Origin of the sequence: Azohydromonas caseinilytica, assembly GCF_012927045.1 — a bacterium.
Taxonomy (GTDB): Bacteria; Pseudomonadota; Gammaproteobacteria; order Burkholderiales; family Burkholderiaceae_C; genus Azohydromonas; species Azohydromonas caseinilytica.
Window position 1 is genome coordinate 38,163 of sequence record NZ_JABBFW010000001.1, and the last position, 16,884, is coordinate 55,046.

20 protein-coding genes are annotated in these 16,884 nt (G+C 66.1%); 6 read left to right on the forward strand and 14 right to left on the reverse strand.

The window, feature by feature from the left end:
- Positions 1 to 27 precede the first annotated feature (27 nt).
- The 4 genes from HHL10_RS00205 (at position 28) to HHL10_RS00220 (ending at position 2,952) form a co-directional block, all read left to right on the forward strand.
- Positions 28 to 990 (forward strand): ribose-phosphate pyrophosphokinase, encoded by a 963-nt coding sequence (locus tag HHL10_RS00205; RefSeq protein ID WP_169158335.1) that lies wholly within the window; start codon positions 28 to 30, stop codon positions 988 to 990.
- A 108-nt stretch (positions 991 to 1,098) separates the two neighbouring features.
- Entirely contained in the window at positions 1,099 to 1,719 is a 621-nt protein-coding gene (locus HHL10_RS00210) for a 50S ribosomal protein L25/general stress protein Ctc (RefSeq protein WP_169158336.1), read from the forward strand.
- Positions 1,720 to 1,870: 151 nt separating this feature from the next.
- Complete coding sequence (gene pth, locus HHL10_RS00215) at positions 1,871 to 2,506, forward strand: aminoacyl-tRNA hydrolase (RefSeq protein WP_169158337.1); 636 nt, start codon at positions 1,871 to 1,873, stop codon at positions 2,504 to 2,506.
- A gap of 8 nt (positions 2,507 to 2,514) precedes the next feature.
- Entirely contained in the window at positions 2,515 to 2,952 is a 438-nt protein-coding gene (locus HHL10_RS00220) for a hypothetical protein (protein ID WP_169158338.1), read from the forward strand.
- 51 nt (positions 2,953 to 3,003) lie between these two features.
- On the opposite strand, the gene HHL10_RS00225 is transcribed toward HHL10_RS00220, so the two are convergent.
- The 14 genes from HHL10_RS00225 to HHL10_RS00290 all read right to left on the reverse strand — a co-directional run bounded on the left by HHL10_RS00225 (position 3,004) and on the right by HHL10_RS00290 (position 13,906).
- Positions 3,004 to 3,267 carry a YfhL family 4Fe-4S dicluster ferredoxin gene (locus HHL10_RS00225; RefSeq protein WP_169158339.1) on the reverse strand — a complete coding sequence of 88 codons (264 nt, stop codon included), beginning with the start codon at positions 3,265 to 3,267 and terminating at the stop codon, positions 3,004 to 3,006.
- A gap of 39 nt (positions 3,268 to 3,306) precedes the next feature.
- The gene (gene coaD / locus HHL10_RS00230; protein WP_169158340.1) at positions 3,307 to 3,804 is read right to left on the reverse strand and encodes a pantetheine-phosphate adenylyltransferase; all 498 of its coding nucleotides are present in this window, start codon (positions 3,802 to 3,804) and stop codon (positions 3,307 to 3,309) included.
- Positions 3,801 to 4,478, reverse strand: a complete 678-nt coding sequence (rsmD, locus tag HHL10_RS00235; protein WP_169158341.1) for a 16S rRNA (guanine(966)-N(2))-methyltransferase RsmD — start codon at positions 4,476 to 4,478, stop codon at positions 3,801 to 3,803. The genes coaD and rsmD overlap by 4 nt, the downstream gene beginning before the upstream one ends.
- Entirely contained in the window at positions 4,475 to 5,254 is a 780-nt protein-coding gene (hisF, locus tag HHL10_RS00240; protein ID WP_169158342.1) for an imidazole glycerol phosphate synthase subunit HisF, read from the reverse strand. Before hisF ends, rsmD begins: the two co-directional genes overlap by 4 nt.
- Positions 5,255 to 6,007: a 1-(5-phosphoribosyl)-5-[(5-phosphoribosylamino)methylideneamino]imidazole-4-carboxamide isomerase gene (gene hisA, locus HHL10_RS00245; protein ID WP_169158343.1), complete on the reverse strand. Its 753-nt coding sequence runs from the start codon at positions 6,005 to 6,007 to the stop codon at positions 5,255 to 5,257. It lies immediately after the preceding gene.
- A gap of 44 nt (positions 6,008 to 6,051) precedes the next feature.
- Complete coding sequence (hisH, locus tag HHL10_RS00250; RefSeq protein WP_169158344.1) at positions 6,052 to 6,702, reverse strand: imidazole glycerol phosphate synthase subunit HisH; 651 nt, start codon at positions 6,700 to 6,702, stop codon at positions 6,052 to 6,054.
- 1 nt (position 6,703) lies between these two features.
- Positions 6,704 to 7,306, reverse strand: coding sequence for an imidazoleglycerol-phosphate dehydratase HisB (hisB, locus tag HHL10_RS00255; protein ID WP_169158345.1), 603 nt, complete (start codon positions 7,304 to 7,306; stop codon positions 6,704 to 6,706).
- Complete coding sequence (gene hisC / locus HHL10_RS00260; RefSeq protein ID WP_235970956.1) at positions 7,307 to 8,401, reverse strand: histidinol-phosphate transaminase; 1,095 nt, start codon at positions 8,399 to 8,401, stop codon at positions 7,307 to 7,309.
- A complete protein-coding gene (gene hisD, locus HHL10_RS00265; RefSeq protein ID WP_169158346.1) occupies positions 8,401 to 9,720 on the reverse strand; it encodes a histidinol dehydrogenase in 1,320 nt (439 codons plus the stop codon). The genes hisC and hisD overlap by 1 nt, the downstream gene beginning before the upstream one ends.
- Before the next feature lie 58 nt (positions 9,721 to 9,778).
- Positions 9,779 to 10,438 carry an ATP phosphoribosyltransferase gene (gene hisG / locus HHL10_RS00270; RefSeq protein WP_169158347.1) on the reverse strand — a complete coding sequence of 220 codons (660 nt, stop codon included), beginning with the start codon at positions 10,436 to 10,438 and terminating at the stop codon, positions 9,779 to 9,781.
- A gap of 8 nt (positions 10,439 to 10,446) precedes the next feature.
- Positions 10,447 to 11,730 carry a UDP-N-acetylglucosamine 1-carboxyvinyltransferase gene (murA, locus tag HHL10_RS00275; protein ID WP_169158348.1) on the reverse strand — a complete coding sequence of 428 codons (1,284 nt, stop codon included), beginning with the start codon at positions 11,728 to 11,730 and terminating at the stop codon, positions 10,447 to 10,449.
- A gap of 79 nt (positions 11,731 to 11,809) precedes the next feature.
- Positions 11,810 to 12,076 (reverse strand): BolA family protein, encoded by a 267-nt coding sequence (locus HHL10_RS00280; protein ID WP_169158349.1) that lies wholly within the window; start codon positions 12,074 to 12,076, stop codon positions 11,810 to 11,812.
- A 127-nt stretch (positions 12,077 to 12,203) separates the two neighbouring features.
- Positions 12,204 to 12,974 (reverse strand): ABC transporter permease, encoded by a 771-nt coding sequence (locus HHL10_RS00285; protein ID WP_169158350.1) that lies wholly within the window; start codon positions 12,972 to 12,974, stop codon positions 12,204 to 12,206.
- Positions 12,971 to 13,906, reverse strand: coding sequence for an ABC transporter ATP-binding protein (locus HHL10_RS00290; RefSeq protein WP_169158351.1), 936 nt, complete (start codon positions 13,904 to 13,906; stop codon positions 12,971 to 12,973). Before HHL10_RS00290 ends, HHL10_RS00285 begins: the two co-directional genes overlap by 4 nt.
- Before the next feature lie 128 nt (positions 13,907 to 14,034).
- On the opposite strand from HHL10_RS00290, the gene HHL10_RS00295 reads away from it, so the two are divergent.
- Together HHL10_RS00295 and HHL10_RS00300 are read left to right on the forward strand one after the other, a co-directional pair.
- A complete protein-coding gene (locus HHL10_RS00295; protein WP_169158352.1) occupies positions 14,035 to 15,669 on the forward strand; it encodes a DUF262 domain-containing protein in 1,635 nt (544 codons plus the stop codon).
- A gap of 2 nt (positions 15,670 to 15,671) precedes the next feature.
- A complete protein-coding gene (locus tag HHL10_RS00300) occupies positions 15,672 to 16,883 on the forward strand; it encodes a type II toxin-antitoxin system HipA family toxin (RefSeq protein WP_169158353.1) in 1,212 nt (403 codons plus the stop codon).
- Position 16,884: the final 1 nt, after the last annotated feature.

Consider the following 16,884-nt stretch of genomic DNA (forward strand, 5'->3'; position numbering starts at 1 on the left):
AAAACCCGTTTCGACGGAGCGCGCATCGTGTTGTTCAATACCGTGCTGTTCACCGGCAACGCCAATCCGTTGCTGGCCCAGGAAATCGCAACCCACCTGGGCGTCGAGGTCGGCAAAGCCGCCGTCGGCCGCTTCTCCGATGGTGAAGTGACGGTCGAGATCCAGCAGAACGTGCGTGCCCGCGACGTGTTCGTGGTGCAGTCCACCTGCGCGCCGACCAACGAAAACCTGATGGAACTGCTCATCATGGTCGATGCGCTCAAGCGTGCCAGCGCGCGCCGCATCACGGCCGTGATCCCCTACTTCGGCTACGCCCGCCAGGATCGCCGCCCGCGCTCCACCCGCGTGCCCATCAGCGCCAAGGTTGTGGCCAACCTGCTGGAGACGGTGGGTGTCGAGCGCGTGCTGACCATGGACCTGCACGCCGATCAGATCCAGGGCTTCTTCGACATTCCGGTGGACAACATCTACGCCTCGCCGGTCCTGCTGTCGGACCTCAAGAGCCGCAGCTACTCCGACTTGGTGGTGGTGTCGCCCGACGTGGGCGGCGTGGTGCGCGCCCGCGCCCTGGCCAAGCAGCTGGGCTGCGACCTGGCCATCATCGACAAGCGCCGCCCGGCCGCCAACGTGTCTGAAGTGATGCACGTCATCGGCGAGATCGAAGGCCGCAACTGCGTGATCATGGACGACATGATCGACACCGCCGGCACGCTGGTGAAGGCGGCCGAGGTGCTCAAGGACCGCGGCGCCAAGAACGTCTACGCCTACTGCACGCACGCCGTGTTCTCCGGCCCGGCCATCAGCCGCATCGAGTCCTCGGCGCTGGACGAGGTGGTGATCACCAACACCATCCCGATGAGCGAAGCCGCGCGCGGCTGCCGCAAGATCCGCCAGCTCTCGGTGGCCTTCCTGTTCGCGGAAACCATCCGCCGCATCTCGGACGGCGAGTCGGTGACGTCGCTGTTCGCGGAGCAGAACAACAACTTCTGACGGAATGGGCGCCTGACCGGTGCCCTTTCCTTTTCTGTGCAGGCCCTCCGTGCCTGCGTATTCCTTGGGCAGCCTGGTCGCGGGCGCCCGATTCACTTGGAGTGAAGCATGAAATTCGTCGCCTTCGAGCGCACCCTGCAGGGGACCGGAGCGAGCCGCCGCCTGCGCAATGCCGGCAAGGTGCCCGGCATCGTCTACGGCGCCGGCGAGCCGGCCATGATCGAGCTGGACCACAACGCGCTGTTCCACGCCCTGAAGAAAGAAGCCTTCCACAGCTCGCTGCTGGAGATGGAAGTCAACGGCCAGACCTCCAAGGTCATCCTGCGTGACTACCAGATGCACGCCTGGAAGCCGATCGTGATGCACATCGATTTCCAGCGCGTGGACGAGACCACCCGCCTGCACAAGAAGGTGCCGCTGCACTTCACGAACGAAGAGAACTCGCCGGCCGTCAAGACCGACAAGTGCACCGTGGCCCACGTCACGACCGAGATCGAGGTCGAGTGCCTGGCCGCCCAGCTGCCCGAGTTCCTGACCGTGGACCTGGGCGAGCTGGTCAATGGCCAGTCGCTGCACGCCTCCGACCTGAAGCTGCCGGCCAACGTCAAGCTGGTCAACCGTGGCCGCAACCCGGTGATCGCCGTGGCCAACCCGCCGAAGGCCGAGGAAGAGATCGTGGCCCCGGTGGTTGCCGCCGCGCCGGCCAAGGGCAAGAAGGGCAAGAAGTAATGCCCGGGGCCCTCGCGGCCCCTTCCCTTCTCAAAAAGCCCCGCCCTGCGGGGCTTTTTCATGGGCCGTCGCCGGCACGAGGCCACGCGCGGGCACTGTTTCCGCGCGTGTCGGCGCAACCCAGCTTCACCGCCTCGCGATAATCCTTTCCATGATTCGACTGCTGGTGGGCCTGGGCAATCCGGGCCCGGACTACGAGGACACGCGCCACAACGCCGGCTTCTGGTGGATCGACGCCGTGGCGCGCGAGCTGCGCACGACGCTGGTGCCCGAGCGCAGCTATTGGGGCCTGGTGGCACGCGTGAATCGCGCCGAGGGGCCGCTGTGGCTGCTGGAGCCGCAGACCTACATGAACCTCTCGGGCAAGTCGGTGGCGGCGCTGGCGCGCTTTTTCAAGATCGCGCCGGACGAGATCCTGGTCGCACATGACGAGCTCGATCTTCTGCCCGGCCAGATGAAGCTCAAGCGCGGCGGCAGCCACGCCGGCCACAACGGCCTCAAGGACATGCAGGCCCAGCTCGGCAGCGCGGACTTTTGGCGGTTGCGCTTGGGGATCGGCCATCCTGGCGTGAAGGCCGAGGTCGTGAACTACGTGCTGAAGAAGCCCTCGCCCACCGACCGCGAGGCGATTCACGAGTGCATCCAGAAGTCGCTGCAGGTGCTGGACCTGCTGCTCGCCGCCGACATGGAGCGCGCCACCATGAAGCTCAATGCCCGTCCACCGCGGCCCAAGCCGCCGCGTCCGCAAACGCCCCCATCCACGGACGGCAGTACCGGCGCCACGTGAAGCGCCCCGTGCTCCTGGCGCTGCTGCTGGCTGCTGCCGCCGCAGCCCCGGCACAGGGCGTCTACCGCTGCGGTCCCGAAGGCCGCGAGTACCGCCAGACACCCTGTCCTGGCGGCCAGGCGGTGGACGCGGCCGATCCGCGCAGCGAGGAGCAGCGGCGCGAGGCGGCGCAACTGACACAGCGGGAAGCAACCTTGGCGCAGTCGCTGCGCCGGGACCGGGAAGCCCAAGTAGCGCGTACCGCACGCCAGACCCGCTCCCAAGCCTCCAAGGCACAGCCCCAAAGACAGGCTGAGGGCGACGCGCCACCGGCCGCGAAGCCGCGGGGCAAGCACCGCCGCGATCTAGGTCCGGCCGTGCGCCGCGCCTGGGCCCCCAAGGCTGCCGAGCCCGAGGCACCCAAGAAACAGCCAGACGGCAAGAGAGCGGAAAAACAGCCGTCCTGAAACGACAAGGCCGGCGATGTGCCGGCCCGGGTCAGCCCAAGGGAACGCGAATCAGCCGGCCGACACCGACGCCGCCTGCAGCCGGCGGTACTTGGCCCAGAGGCTTTCCTTGTCTTCGACATGCTGTGGATTGACCGGGATGCAGCTCACCGGGCAGACCTGCACGCATTGCGGCTCGTCGAAGTGGCCCACGCACTCGGTGCAGCGATCCGGGTCGATCTCGTAGAACTCCAAGCCCAGCGAGATGGCCTGGTTCGGGCACTCGGGCTCGCAGACGTCACAGTTGATGCACTCGTCGGTGATCATGAGCGCCATCAACGCTCTCCTTTACTACGGTTGAATCGCGCGCGGCCTTCAAGGCTTCGCCACGCGCTCTTGCAGGCGGCGGAGCACGAAGGGTGCCACGAACTTGGAGACATCACCGCCCAGGGTGGCAATCTCGCGCACGAAGGTGCCGCTGACGAACTGGTACTGGTCACTGGGCGTGAGGAACAGCGTCTCCACGTCCGGCATGAGCTGGCGGTTCATGCCCGCCATCTGGAACTCGTACTCGAAGTCGCTGACCGCGCGCAGCCCGCGCACCACCACCTTGCCGCCATGCTCGACCACGAAGTCGCGCAGCAGGCCGCGGAAGGCGATCACTTCCACGTTCGGATAAGCCCGCGCCGCCTCGCGCGCGATGTCCAGCCGCTCGTCGATGGTGAACATGGTGCGCTTGTGGTGCCCCGCCGCCACGGCCAGGATCAGCCGCTCGAACAGCCGGCTGGCACGGCGCATGAGGTCCTCGTGGCCCAGCGTCATCGGGTCGAAAGTGCCGGGATAGACGGCGGTGAGCCGCGTGGTGCTGGTCATGGCTGGACCTCCGAAGGTGAAGCCGCGCTGCCGGCGTCCGCGCGCTGCAGCAGGTGGAAGAACACCGCGCCGGCCCGGCCATGCCGGTACAGCTGCAGGCCCGCGGGAGCCTGCGCCAGCAGCGACGGCGCTTCCAGATAGATGAAACCGCCGTCCGCCAGCAAGGGCCGGGCCGCGGCCAGCGAGGCCTCGAACAGGCCCGCGTCGAAGGGCGGGTCCAGCAGCACCAGGTCGAAGCTGCCGGGCGCGGCGCTGCGCATGGTGCTGATGGCATCGGCCTGCCGCACTTCGACCTGCGTGGCCTTGAGCCGCTGCCGCGAGGCGCGCAGGCTGGCCACCAGCTGCGCGTCGCGCTCCAGCAGCAGCACGGAGGCCGCGCCGCGCGAGGCGGCCTCGAAGCCGAGTGCCCCGCTGCCGGCATAGGCATCGAGCACGCGCCAGCCCGTCAGGTCCTGGCCCAGCCAGTTGAACAGGGTTTCGCGCACGCGGTCCGGCGTGGGGCGCAGCCCGGGCCTGTCGGCCACGGGCAGCCTGCTGCGCTTCCAGACGCCACCAATGAGCCGCACCTCGCGCGGCGCGGTGGATGCAGCCGACTTGGCCGGCTTACCGGAAGGCGAAGCCGGCGCGCCGCCCCGCGGGCTGCGCACCTCGCGCGGCGGCGCGGCGCGGGTCATGGGCGGACCGGGATGCCGTCGCGCGCCAGCAGCGCCTTGGCCTGGCCCACCGTGAACTCGCCGTAGTGGAAGATGCTCGCCGCCAGCACCGCGTCGGCGCCGCCGATGCGGATGCCTTCCGAGAGGTGCTCCAGCGCGCCCACGCCGCCGGAGGCGATCACGGGCACGGGCACGGCGTCGCTCACGGCGCGGGTGAGCTCCAGGTCGAAGCCGATCTTGGTGCCGTCGCGGTCCATGCTGGTCAGCAGGATCTCGCCGGCGCCGTACTCGGCCATCTGCGTCGCCCACGCCACCGCATCGAGGCCGACGTTCTTGCGCCCGCCATGCGTGTACACGTCCCAGCCCGGGCCGCGCGCGGCCAGGTCCTCGCCCTGGCGACGCTTGGCGTCGATGGCCACCACGATGCACTGCGCGCCGTACTTGTCCGAGGCGTCGCGGATGACCTGCGGATTGGCCACCGCGGCGGAGTTGAAGCTGACCTTGTCGGCGCCGGCATTGAGCAGCCGGCGCACGTCCTCAACGGTCCGCACTCCCCCGCCCACCGTCAGCGGGATGAACACCTGCGAGGCCACCGCCTCGATGATGTGCAGGATCAGGTCGCGCCCGTCGCTGGTGGCGGTGATGTCCAGGAAGGTCAGCTCGTCGGCGCCCTGCTCGTTGTAGCGGGCGGCGATCTCGACCGGATCGCCCGCGTCGCGCAGCTCGACGAAGTTCACGCCCTTGACGACGCGCCCGCCCGTGACGTCCAGGCAGGGAATGATGCGTTTGGCCAGCATTTAGCGCGCGACGCCTTCGAGCAGTTCGTCGGCGCGGGCCTGCGCCGCTGCGAAGTCCAGCGAGCCGGTGTAGATGGAGCGACCGCAGATCACGCCTTCCACGCCCTCGCTGTACACCTCGCACAGCTTCTCGATGTCGGCCATGTTGGACAGGCCGCCCGAGGCGATGACGGGGATGGACAGGGCCTGGGCCAGCTTCACGGTGGCGTCGATGTTGATGCCGGTGAGCATGCCGTCGCGGCCGATGTCGGTGTAGATCACGCCTTCGACGCCGTAGTCCTCGAACTTGCGCGCCAGATCGACCACCTCGTGGCCGGTGAGCTTGCTCCAGCCGTCGGTGGCGACCTTGCCGTCCTTGGCGTCCAGGCCGACGATGATGTGGCCGCCGAAGGCGCTGCAGGCGTCCTTGAGGAAGCCCGGGCTCTTGACCGCGGCGGTGCCGATGATCACGTAGCTCAGGCCGTCGTCGAGGTAGCGCTCGATGGTGTCGAGGTCGCGGATGCCGCCGCCAAGCTGCACCGGAATCTCGTCGCCCACCTCGGCGAGGATGGACTTGATGGCGGCTTCGTTGACCGGCTTGCCGGCAAAGGCGCCGTTGAGGTCCACCAGATGCAGCCGGCGCGCGCCGGCATCAAGCCAGCGCCGCGCCATGGCGGCCGGGTCCTCGCCGAAAGTGGTGGATGCGTTCATGTCGCCTTGTTGCAGACGCACGCATTTGCCGTCCTTGAGGTCGATGGCCGGAATGAGGAGCATGGCTCGGCAGAGCAATTAAGGGTTGAAGGGAGAAACCCGGTTTCTCAGGGCTTCCAGTGCAGGAAGTTGCGGTAGAGCGCAAGGCCGTGAGCGGCGCTTTTTTCCGGGTGGAACTGGGAGGCAAAAATGTTATCCCTCGCCACCACACAGGTAAAGCTGGCGCCGTAATCGCTTTCCCCGGCGCTGTGCGCGCTGTTTTCAGGCACGGCGTAATAGCTGTGCACGAAATAGAAAAAGGAATCGTCGGGCACGCCCTGCCAGATGGGATGTGATTGCGTCTGGCGTACTTGGTTCCAGCCCATGTGCGGCACCTTGTAGCGGCTGCCGTCGGGCTGCAGTTGGCCCTCCAGGCGGAAGCGGCGCACGCGCCCCGGGATCAGCCCCAGGCCCGGCGTGTCCTGCTCCTCGCTGTGGTCCAGCAGCATCTGCATGCCCACGCACACACCCATCAGCGGCTTGGACGCGGCCGCTTCGAGCACGGCCTCCTTGAGACCGGATTCAGCCAGGTCGCGCATGCAATCGCGCATCGCGCCCTGCCCCGGCAGCACCACGCGCTCGGCGGCACGCACCTCTTCGGGGCGCGAGGTGATGATCACGTCCAGCCCGCTGTCCTGGGCCACGTGCAGCACGGCCTGCGAGACCGAGCGCAGGTTGCCCATGCCGTAATCGACGACGGCGACGGTGCGCTTGCTCATGTCAGAGACATCCCTTGGTGGAAGGAATCACGTCGGCCGCGCGCTCGTCCACGGTCCAGGCCATGCGCAGCGCGCGCCCGAAGGCTTTGAAGATGGTTTCGCACTGGTGATGCGCATTGACGCCCTTGAGGTTGTCGATATGCAGGCTCACCAGCGCGTGGTTGACGAAGCCCTGGAAGAACTCGAAGACGAGTTGCGTGTCCAGCGCACCGATCATGGCGCGCGTGAAGTTCACGTCCATGTGCAGACCGGGGCGGCCGGAGAAGTCCACCACCACGCGCGACAGCGCCTCGTCCAGCGGCACGTAGCTGTGGCCGTAGCGCACCAGGCCCTTCTTGTCGCCCACCGCCTTCGCCACGGCCTGGCCCAGGGCGATGCCCACGTCCTCGACCGTGTGGTGCCCGTCGATGTGCAGGTCGCCCGTGCACTCCACCTCCAGGTCCACCAGGCCATGGCGCGCGATCTGGTCGAGCATGTGGTCGAAGAAGCCAACGCCCGTGTTCAGCTGCGCCTGCCCGGTGCCGTCGAGGTTGATGCGCACGCGGATCTGCGTTTCCTTGGTATCGCGCCGGACTTCGGCGATACGCGCTTGGCGGGACTCCATTTACAGGCTCGCTTTCAGGGCGTCGATCATCAGTCGGTTTTCGGCAGGCGTGCCCACCGTCAGGCGCAGGCAGCTATCCAGCAGCGGGTGCAGCGCCGACACGTTCTTCACCAGCACGCCGCGCGACTTCATGCCCTCGAAGGCCTTCTTCGCGTCGGGCACGCGCACCAGGATCATGTTGGCCTCGCTCGGGTAGGGCTTGGCGCCGGGCAGGTCGCGCAGCTCGTTGATGAGCCTGGCGCGCTCCTCGCGCAGCACCGCCGCCTGGCGCGCGAACTCGTCGGCATGCTCGAGCGCGAACAGCGTGGCCTCGGCATTGAGCACGCTGACGTTGTAGGGCGGGCGCACCTTGTCGATCTCGTGCACCAGCGCCGCCGCGCCGGCCATGTAGCCCAGCCGCACGCCGGCCAGGCCGAACTTCGACAGCGTGCGCATCACCAGCACATGCTCATGCCGGGCCATGCGCTGCAGCCAGCTGCGCGACGAGAAGGGTTGATAGGCCTCGTCGAACACCACGAAGCCGCTGCCCTGCGCGCCCACGGCCTCGACGATGCGCTGCACGACGGCGTCGTCGAACAGGTTGGCGGTGGGATTGTTCGGGTAGGCGATGTAGGTGATGGCCGGCCGGTGCTCCTCGATGGCGGCCAGCATCGCCGCCTCGTCCAGCTCGAAATCGGCGGTGAGCGGCACGCCCACGAACTGCAGGCCCTGCAGCTTCGCCGACATCTCGTACATCACGAAGCCGGGCAGCGGCGCCAGGATCTTCGCGCCGGGCCGGTCGCAGGCCAGCGCCAGCAGCGAGATCAGCTCGTCCGAGCCGTTGCCCAGCATCAGCGCGCACCCTTCGGGCAGCCCGATGTACTGCGTCAGCGCCGCGATGACGTCGGCGACGCAGGTGGTCGGGTAGCGGTTGATCGCCACCTGGCCCAGACGCTCGCCCAGCGCCGCCTGCAGCTCGGGCGGCAGGCTGAACGGGTTTTCCATCGCGTCGAGCTTGACCAGCCCGCGGCTGTCCTGGATGGCATAGGCGTGCATGGACTGCACGTCCTGGCGGATCACGCGCTGCATCAGCGCTTGCAAGGACGCCGTCGTCATCACGAACCTTTCTTGAGTCGGAATTCGGCCGCCTGCGCGTGGGCCTGCAGGCCCTCGCCATAGGCCAGCTCGGCGGCGATGCGGCCCAGTTGCTGCGCGCCCTGCTCGCTCACCTCGATGAGGCTGCTGCGCTTCTGGAAGTCGTAGGTGCCCAGCGGCGAGCTGAAGCGCGCCGTGCCCGAGGTGGGCAGCACGTGGTTGGGACCGGCGCAGTAGTCGCCCAGGCTCTCACTGGTGTAGGCGCCCAGGAAGATCGCCCCGGCATGGCGCAGCAGCGGCTCCCAGCGCTGCGGCTCGCTGGAGCTGACCTCCAGGTGCTCGGGCGCGATGCGGTTGCTGATCTCGCAGGCCTCGTCCATGGAGCGGGTCTGGATCAGCGCGCCACGGCCTTCCAGCGAGGCGCGGATCACGTCCGCGCGCGGCATGCCGGGCAGCAGCCGCTCGATCGCCTCGCGCACCTGCGCGATGTAGCCGGCATCGGGGCACAGCAGGATGCTCTGCGCCAGCTCGTCGTGCTCGGCCTGGCTGAACAGGTCCATGGCCACCCAGTCCGCCGGCGTGCTGCCGTCGGCCAGCACCAGGATCTCACTCGGCCCCGCGATCATGTCGATGCCCACCTGGCCGAAGACGCGGCGCTTGGCGCTGGCCACGTAGGCGTTGCCCGGGCCGGTGATCTTGTCCACGCGCGGGATGGAGGCCGTGCCGTAGGCCAGCGCCGCCACCGCCTGGGCGCCGCCCACGGTGAAGGCGCGGTGCACGCCGGCGACAAACGCGGCGGCCAGCACCAGCGGGTTCTTCTCGCCGCGCGGCGTGGGCACGACCATCACGATCTCGGGCACGCCCGCCACGTGTGCGGGGATGGCGTTCATCAGCACGCTGGAGGGGTACGCGGCCTTGCCGCCGGGCACGTAGATGCCCACGCGGTCCAGCGGCGTGACCTTCTGGCCCAGCAGCGTGCCGTCCGCGTCGCGGTAGCTCCAACTCTTGCCGCTGGCTTCCAGCTGGCGCTCGTGATACGAGCGCACGCGTTGGGCGGCGAATTCCAGCGCCTCTCTCTGAGCCGGCGTGATGGCGTCGAAGGCGGCCTTCAGCTCCTCGCGGCCCAGCTCCAGGGCCGACACGCTGTCGGCCTGCAGGCCGTCGAAGCGCTGCGTGAACTCCAGCACCGCGGCGTCGCCGCGGCTGCGCACGGCCTCGATGATCTCCGCCACCCGATGCTCGATCGCGGCATCGGTCTCGGCCGACCAGTGCAGCACGCGCTGGAAGGCTGATTCGAAATCCGCGTCGGCGGTGCTGAGTTGGCGCAGCTGCAGGCTCATGGAGGGCTCGGGAGTGAGGGGGCCGAAGGCCGTGGGAGGAAGGTGAGAAGCTGAAAAGTCAGGCGGGAATGGCGCCGGCAAAGGCGTCGATGAGGGGGCGCAGCGCGGCGCGCTTGAGCTTCAGCGCAGCCTGGTTCACGACCAGGCGCGAGGAGATCGGCATGATCTGCTCGACCTCCACCAGGTGGTTGGCGCGCAGCGTGGAGCCGGTGGAGACCAGGTCCACGATGGCGTCGGCCAGGCCGGTCAGCGGCGCCAGCTCCATGGAGCCGTAGAGCTTGATCAGGTCCACGTGCACGCCCTTGTCGGCGAAATGCTGGCGCGCGATGTGGGTGTACTTGGTGGCGACGCGGATGCGCGAGCCCTGCTGCACGGCGGCGGCGTAGTCGAAATCGTTGCGCGCGGCCACGCTCATGCGGCAGCAGGCGATGCGCAGGTCCAGCGGCTGGTACAGCCCGGTGGCGCTCTCGCCGCCGGCGTGCTCCAGCAGCACGTCCAGGCCGGCCACGCCCAGGTCCGCGCCGCCGTACTGCACATACGTCGGCACGTCGGTGGCGCGCACCAGCACCACCCGCACGTCCGGGCGGTTGGTGGGCAGGATCAGCTTGCGCGACTTCTCGGGGTCCTCGCCCACCTCGATGCCGGCGGCGGCCAGCAGCGGCAGGGTCTCTTCGAAGATGCGGCCCTTGGACAGCGCCAGGGTGATGGTGTCGTTCATGGCTTGCTTCAGGCCTTCACGCGCTCGATGTCGGCGCCGACGGCGCGCAGCTTCTCTTCCATGCGGTCGTAGCCGCGGTCGAGGTGGTAGATGCGGTCCACGGTGGTCTCGCCCTGGGCCACCAGGCCGGCGATGACGAGGCTGGCCGAGGCGCGCAGGTCGGTGGCCATGACGGTGGCGCCGGAGAGCTGCGACACGCCCTGGATCAGGGCCGTGTGGCCGTCCACTTCGATTCTGGCGCCCAGCCGCATCAGCTCGTTCACGTGCATGAAGCGGTTCTCGAAGATGGTTTCCGTCACCTTCGCGGCGCCCTCGGCGATGCAGTTGAGCGCCATGAACTGCGCCTGCATGTCGGTCGGGAACGCGGGGTATTCGCTGGTGCGGAAGCTCACCGCCTTGAGCCGGCCATTGCCGCGCACGCGGATCGAGTCGGCACCGATGTCGAGTTGCACGCCCGCCTCGCGCAGCTTGTCCAGCACGGCATCCAGATGGTCCGGACGGGCGTTCTTCAGCAGCACATCGCCGCCGGTGGCCGCCACGGCGCAAATGAAGGTGCCGGTCTCGATGCGGTCCGGGACGATGCGGTGCGGCTCGCGCGGCGCGTGCAGCCGCTCCACGCCCTGGATGCGGATGCGGCTGGTGCCGTGGCCCTCGATGCGCGCGCCCATGGCGATGAGCATCTCGGCCAGATCGACGACTTCGGGCTCCTGCGCCGCGTTCTCCAGCACCGTCTCGCCCTCAGCCAGCGCGGCAGCCATCAGCAGGTTCTCGGTGCCGGTGACGGTCACCATGTCGGTAGTGATGCGCGCGCCCTGCAGCCGGCCGGCGCTGGTGGCGACGATGTTGCCGTGCTCCACCGTGATCTGCGCGCCCATGGCCTGCAGGCCCTTAATGTGCTGGTCCACCGGGCGCGAGCCGATGGCGCAGCCCCCGGGCAGCGACACCGTCGCCTTGCCGAAGCGCGCCAGCAGCGGCCCCAGCACCAGGATCGAGGCGCGCATGGTCTTGACCAGCTCGTAGGGCGCCACCGGCTCGGCCACGCGGCTGGCGTCGATCAGCACCGCGTCGTCGCCGGGCTCGCCGCGCAGGCCGCACCAGTCGGCCTGCACGCCCATGTTGCGCAACAGCACGAGTGTGGTGCCCACGTCGCGCAGGCGCGGCACGTTGAGCAGGCGCACGGGCTCGTCGGTGAGCAGGGCCGCGCAAAGTTCGGGCAGCGCCGCGTTCTTGGCGCCGGAGATGACGATCTCGCCCTGCAGGGAGCGGCCGCCGCGGATCAGGAGTTGGTCCATGCTTTTATGGGCGGCTTGGCGGCGAAGGGGCTAGCGCTCGCCGCGCACACCCACCGCGGCGACAAGGCCGCGAAAGGCGTCAGTGATGGTGGTCGGCGGCGGGCTGCTGCGCGGCCCACTCGGCGGGGGTGAGGGTCTTCATCGACAGCGCGTGGATCTGTTCGCGCATGCGGTCGCCCAGGGCGGCATACACGCGCTGGTGGCGCGCCACGCGCGGCTTGCCCTCGAATTCGGCGGACACGATGGTGGCGAAGAAGTGGCGCCCATCGCCCTCCACCGCCAGATGCGCGCAGTCGAGCCCGGCGGCGATGTAGTCGCGGACTTCGGAAGGGGTCGGATCGGCCATGGTGGCGCGATTCTACCGGTGCCCGCCGTCCACCCCCGGCTCGCTGGGCCTTCCCGCCACGGCCAACCCGTAACCAAGTCCTTGAAAAGGCGCCGGGTTCGGCCGCCAGAAGCGGCCTGCGCCGGCCTCAATGCCGCAGCTTGTACCCGCTGCGCAGCAGCTGCAGCGCCACGCCGGAGACAAATAGGAAACTCGCCCCCACCACCGCCAGGCTGATCCAGGGCGAGACGTCGCCGGTGCCGAAGAAGCCGTGGCGGAAGCCGTCGATCATGTAGAAGAAGGGGTTCAAGTGGCTCACGCCCTGCCAGAAGTCCGGCAGCGAGTGCACCGAGTAGAAGACGCCCGAGAGGAACGTCATCGGCATGATGATGAAGTTCTGGAACGCGGCCATCTGGTCGAACTTCTCGGCCCACAGCCCGGCGATCAGCCCCAGCGCCCCCAGCATCCCCGCGCCCAGCACGGCGAACACCAGCACCCACAGCGGCGCTTCCAACCGCGGCGGCGCGAACCAGGCCGTCACCGCGAACACCCCCAGCCCCACCACCAGCCCGCGCAGCATGGCCGCGCCCACGTAGGCGCTGAACCAGGCCCAGTGCGACAGCGGCGTCACCAGGAGGAACACGAGGTTGCCGGTGATCTTGCTCTGGATCAGCGAGCTGGAGCTGTTGGCGAAGGCGTTCTGCAGCACGCTCATCATCACCAGCCCCGGGATCAGGAAGCTCGTGTAGGCCACGCCCGGATAGACCTGCACATGCGCTTCCAGCACGTGGCCGAAGATCAGCAGGTACAGCACGGCGGTGAGCACCGGCGCCGCCACGGTCTGAAAACTGACCTTGTAGAAGCGCAGCACTTCCTTCTTGAACAGCGTCCCGGCGCCTTCAAAACTGATGCCGTTCATGCCATGGCCCCCTGCACGACGGCCTCGCGCTCGGCGCCCTGCATGATCTCGATGAACACGTCCTCCAGGTCGGCGCGGCCGATCTCCAGTTCCTCCACGCGCACCCCGGCGGCGCGCAGCGCCGCCAGCAGCGTCTCGACCTCGGCGGCGTCATGCGCCTTGAGCTGCACGATGCGCCCGGTCACGCGCGCCTGGGCGGCGAGGGCCGGCGGCAGGCTGTCGTCGGTCTTGAAGCGCAGCATGGTGCTGGCGGTGCCGGCCAGCAGGTTGGCCGTGCGGTCCAGCGCCACGATGCGCCCGCGCTTGAGCATGGCGATGCGGTGGCAAAGGGCTTCCGCTTCTTCCAGGTAGTGGGTGGTCAGCAGCACGGTGTGGCCCTGCTTGTTGAGCTTGGCCACGAACTGCCACAGCGTCTGGCGCAACTCCACGTCCACGCCGGCGGTGGGCTCGTCCAGCACGATCACCGGCGGGCGGTGCACCAGCGCCTGCGCCACCAGCACGCGGCGCTTCATGCCGCCCGAGAGCTGGCGCATGTTGGCCTGCGCCTTGTCGGCCAGGCCCAGCTCCTCCAGCAGCTCGTCGATCCAGGCCTCGTTGTTCTTGACGCCGAAGTAGCCGCTCTGGATGCGCAGCGTCTCGCGCACGCTGAAGAAGGGGTCGAAGACGAGTTCCTGCGGGACGATGCCCAGCTGCTTGCGCGCCTGGGCGTAGTCGCCGACCACGTCGTGGCCCAGCACCGTGACGCGCCCGGCGCTGGCGCGGTTGAGGCCGGCAAGGATGCTGATAAGGGTAGTCTTGCCGGCCCCGTTGGGGCCCAGCAGCCCGAAGAACTCGCCGCGGCCGATGTCGAAGCTCACGTCATCGAGGGCGCGAAAAGCCCCTCGCGGGGTGTCGTAGGTCTTGCTGACTTCCTGGAAGCTGACGGCAGGCATAGGGGCGGGATTGTAGGAGCGAGGCATTTGTGCTTCGACCGTATGCAGGAACGACCTGCCCTTGGGCTACGCTATGAAGCGTGCAGTCCCGGCCGCGGAATTGGTCATTGATCTCAGCTGCCTTACCCATGTCCACAAACAACAACTCACAACCTGACGCCTTGGAACGCCGGCCAGAGGCCCGTGCCATCCGTGTCGAAGATTTGCTGGCCGAGGTGAAAAGAGGTCGAATCAGAATCCCACCCTTTCAACGAGCACTGCGGTGGGAAAGTGAAGACGCTAGGAAACTACTCGACAGCATCTACCGCGGCTACCCGATTGGCACCCTGCTTCTCTGGGAAACTCAAGCTGAGGCACAAGAACTCCATTTTGGCTCAATTAGCATCGCGGCACATCTGCGACCGGATGCCTGGTGGGTAGTTGATGGACAGCAAAGAGTTGTCTCGCTTATTCGCGTATTACTGACCATTCATCCAAGCACAGATGAGTTTGCACTTTATTTCGACCTTGACAGCGCCGAGTTTGCTTTAGCGAGCGCAATCAAGACTCTTAAAGACGACCCAGCACGCTGGCTGCCCCTCGCTGTTGTTTTGGATTCCGAGCAGCTTTTCCAATGGATGCTGGACCAAAGACCAGAGGGCCATCGTCGAGAACAGGCCGTACGTGTTGGCAAGCGAATCCGCGAGTACGACATCCCGATCTATGTTGTCCATACCGACAGTGAAGCCACGCTCCGCGAGATTTTTGGCCGTGTTAATAACAGCGGCAAACAACTTCAAGCATTTGAAGTATTCGATGCATTGCATGGCGCACGCGCAGTGAGCCGCCCGGCCACCGTCGCAGACATTGTTGAAGAGCTACGGGAACTAAGTTTTGGAACCGTCGAACAAAAAATTCTATATAGATTGCTACGGGTACTCACGGGTGCTGACGTAACTGACCGAGGCGGCAAAGGTGTACTTCGCCTGAGCGATGAAGAGGCGCGCAAGGCTTACGCCGATACCGCCGCAGCAGCCAAGCAAGTCATACAATTTTTAAAGCTTGATGTCGGCATTGTCCACTACGACCTACTGCCATACAAGCAGCCGCTAGTGACCTTGGGAAAATTCTTTCATCACCATCCAACACCGCTGCCACGGTCCCGTGAATTACTAGCTCGCTGGCTGTGGCGTGGCGCACTTAACGGCGCCCACCGAGGCGACACAGTGTCGACCCGACGCGCGTTAGATCAGATTGACCAGTTTGACGAAGAACGATCCGTTCAAAACATGCTGGCACAAGTTGCCAACATACCAAACGAAGCACCATCGGCCAAAGAGCCCTTCAATTTCAGATTCGCGTATGGCAAGCTTCAAATTTTGGCATTGATTGAACTCTCGCCTCGGGATTTGGAAAATGGCACACCGCTAGCTATTCCCAAGCTCTTTGAGCGCACAGAAAGAGAGGAAGAAGCACCAGTCCCCGAAATCACGTTCAGTGCTTCCGAGGGATTAGAGCGATCAACTGCAAATCGTCTCTTGCACCCGAGAAAAATCGGGATGCGTCAATTGCTTTCCAACTGCTCCGATGAATCTACGCTGAAGTCTCATGCTGTAACACCTGAAGCTCACGAAGCGCTCAGGAAAGGAGACGTCCAAGCTTTTCTACAGTTGCGTGCCTCGACGCTGGACAAGCATTTCAATAATTTCTTTGCCCAGCGTGCGCGCTGGGAGGATACCGATCGACCCTCTGTCAGCTCCTTAGCTATTACGGAGGAGGACTGACCGTGCCAACTAATGTCCTCCATGTTTTCCTCAACGATGTTCAGGTTGGCATCCTGAGTCGAAACACTGACGACAGTTGCGAATTCAAGCTACTGGACTCTTATAAAACTCTTTATCCACGGCCTGTACTGGGCCAACGCTTTCTTGACGACTTGGACCGCGTATGGAGGGTTCGCAGCCGCGTTCCAGACTGGTTTTCCAATCTACTACCTGAAGGAGCCCTTAGGGCATTGGTTGCCCGACAGGCCGAAGTTCGGCCTGAGCGAGAGTTCTTCCTGCTGTGCCATCTGGGCCAGGACCTTCCGGGGGCAGTACGCCTTTTCCCTGAGCAGGCCGAGTTGCAGTTGGCAGACGAGGGAGCGACAGACGAATCCACAATGACTGAGGGCGACACCGATTGGCACTTTTCCCTGGCAGGCGTTCAGCTGAAATTTTCCGCCCAACAGGGCGGGCGTGGGCTGACCATCCCGGTGACTGGCCAAGGTGGCGACTGGATTATCAAATTGCCCGACAGTCGTTATGCCGGCGTTCCGGAAAATGAATTTGCCACGATGCAATGGGCACATGAAAGCGGCATCGAAGTACCGGAAACCAAGCTCCTGAGCATCGACGACATCAGCGGCCTGCCGCCACAAGCCTTGGCTTTGCGTGAGCGCCAGGTCTACGCCATTCGACGCTTCGACCGGCAGGACGATGGCCGGCGCGTGCACATGGAAGATTTTGCGCAGATCCTAGGTCTGTACCCGGAAGCTAAGTACAAGCAATTCAATTACGAGACCATTGCCAACGTCGTCAAGGTGCTCACGGGCGAAGACGGCTTGCGGGACTTCATCAGGCGCCTCGTCTTCGTGATTGCCAGCGGCAACGGCGACGCGCATCACAAGAACTGGAGCCTCATTTATCCCGACGGCGTTTCAACCCGACTGTCACCGGCCTATGACCTCGTTTCGACCATCCAGTACATGGAAGGCGACCAGCTGGCTTTGAACCTGGGCGGTTCCAAGCGCTGGCAGGATGTTTCCATGGCCACTTTCACCAGGATGGCGCGCAAGCTGAAACTGCCTGAAAACCTGATCGAACCCTGGGTCGAAGAAGCCGTGGAGGCCATCCTGAGCACTTGGTCCTGCTCAAAGGTCGAATATGGCTATCCGTCCGCTGCCGTGGAGCGGATCGAGCGGCATATCGCTCAGGTACCGCTTTTCAAACGGCCTTGAA

What these genes read in the sequence shown, in the direction of transcription:
- HHL10_RS00210 (WP_169158336.1), top strand. Translation starts at nt 1,099, where the DNA reads ATGAAATTCGTCGCCTTCGAGCGCACCCTGCAGGGGACCGGAGCGAGC.
- pth (WP_169158337.1), top strand. Translation starts at nt 1,871, where the DNA reads ATGATTCGACTGCTGGTGGGCCTGGGCAATCCGGGCCCGGACTACGAG.
- HHL10_RS00225 (WP_169158339.1), bottom strand. Translation starts at nt 3,267, where the DNA reads ATGGCGCTCATGATCACCGACGAGTGCATCAACTGTGACGTCTGCGAG.
- coaD (WP_169158340.1), bottom strand. Translation starts at nt 3,804, where the DNA reads ATGACCAGCACCACGCGGCTCACCGCCGTCTATCCCGGCACTTTCGAC.
- rsmD (WP_169158341.1), bottom strand. Translation starts at nt 4,478, where the DNA reads ATGACCCGCGCCGCGCCGCCGCGCGAGGTGCGCAGCCCGCGGGGCGGC.
- hisF (WP_169158342.1), bottom strand. Translation starts at nt 5,254, where the DNA reads ATGCTGGCCAAACGCATCATTCCCTGCCTGGACGTCACGGGCGGGCGC.
- hisA (WP_169158343.1), bottom strand. Translation starts at nt 6,007, where the DNA reads ATGCTCCTCATTCCGGCCATCGACCTCAAGGACGGCAAATGCGTGCGT.
- hisH (WP_169158344.1), bottom strand. Translation starts at nt 6,702, where the DNA reads ATGAGCAAGCGCACCGTCGCCGTCGTCGATTACGGCATGGGCAACCTG.
- hisB (WP_169158345.1), bottom strand. Translation starts at nt 7,306, where the DNA reads ATGGAGTCCCGCCAAGCGCGTATCGCCGAAGTCCGGCGCGATACCAAG.
- hisC (WP_235970956.1), bottom strand. Translation starts at nt 8,401, where the DNA reads ATGACGACGGCGTCCTTGCAAGCGCTGATGCAGCGCGTGATCCGCCAG.
- hisD (WP_169158346.1), bottom strand. Translation starts at nt 9,720, where the DNA reads ATGAGCCTGCAGCTGCGCCAACTCAGCACCGCCGACGCGGATTTCGAA.
- hisG (WP_169158347.1), bottom strand. Translation starts at nt 10,438, where the DNA reads ATGAACGACACCATCACCCTGGCGCTGTCCAAGGGCCGCATCTTCGAA.
- murA (WP_169158348.1), bottom strand. Translation starts at nt 11,730, where the DNA reads ATGGACCAACTCCTGATCCGCGGCGGCCGCTCCCTGCAGGGCGAGATC.
- HHL10_RS00280 (WP_169158349.1), bottom strand. Translation starts at nt 12,076, where the DNA reads ATGGCCGATCCGACCCCTTCCGAAGTCCGCGACTACATCGCCGCCGGG.
- HHL10_RS00285 (WP_169158350.1), bottom strand. Translation starts at nt 12,974, where the DNA reads ATGAACGGCATCAGTTTTGAAGGCGCCGGGACGCTGTTCAAGAAGGAA.
- HHL10_RS00290 (WP_169158351.1), bottom strand. Translation starts at nt 13,906, where the DNA reads ATGCCTGCCGTCAGCTTCCAGGAAGTCAGCAAGACCTACGACACCCCG.
- HHL10_RS00295 (WP_169158352.1), top strand. Translation starts at nt 14,035, where the DNA reads ATGTCCACAAACAACAACTCACAACCTGACGCCTTGGAACGCCGGCCA.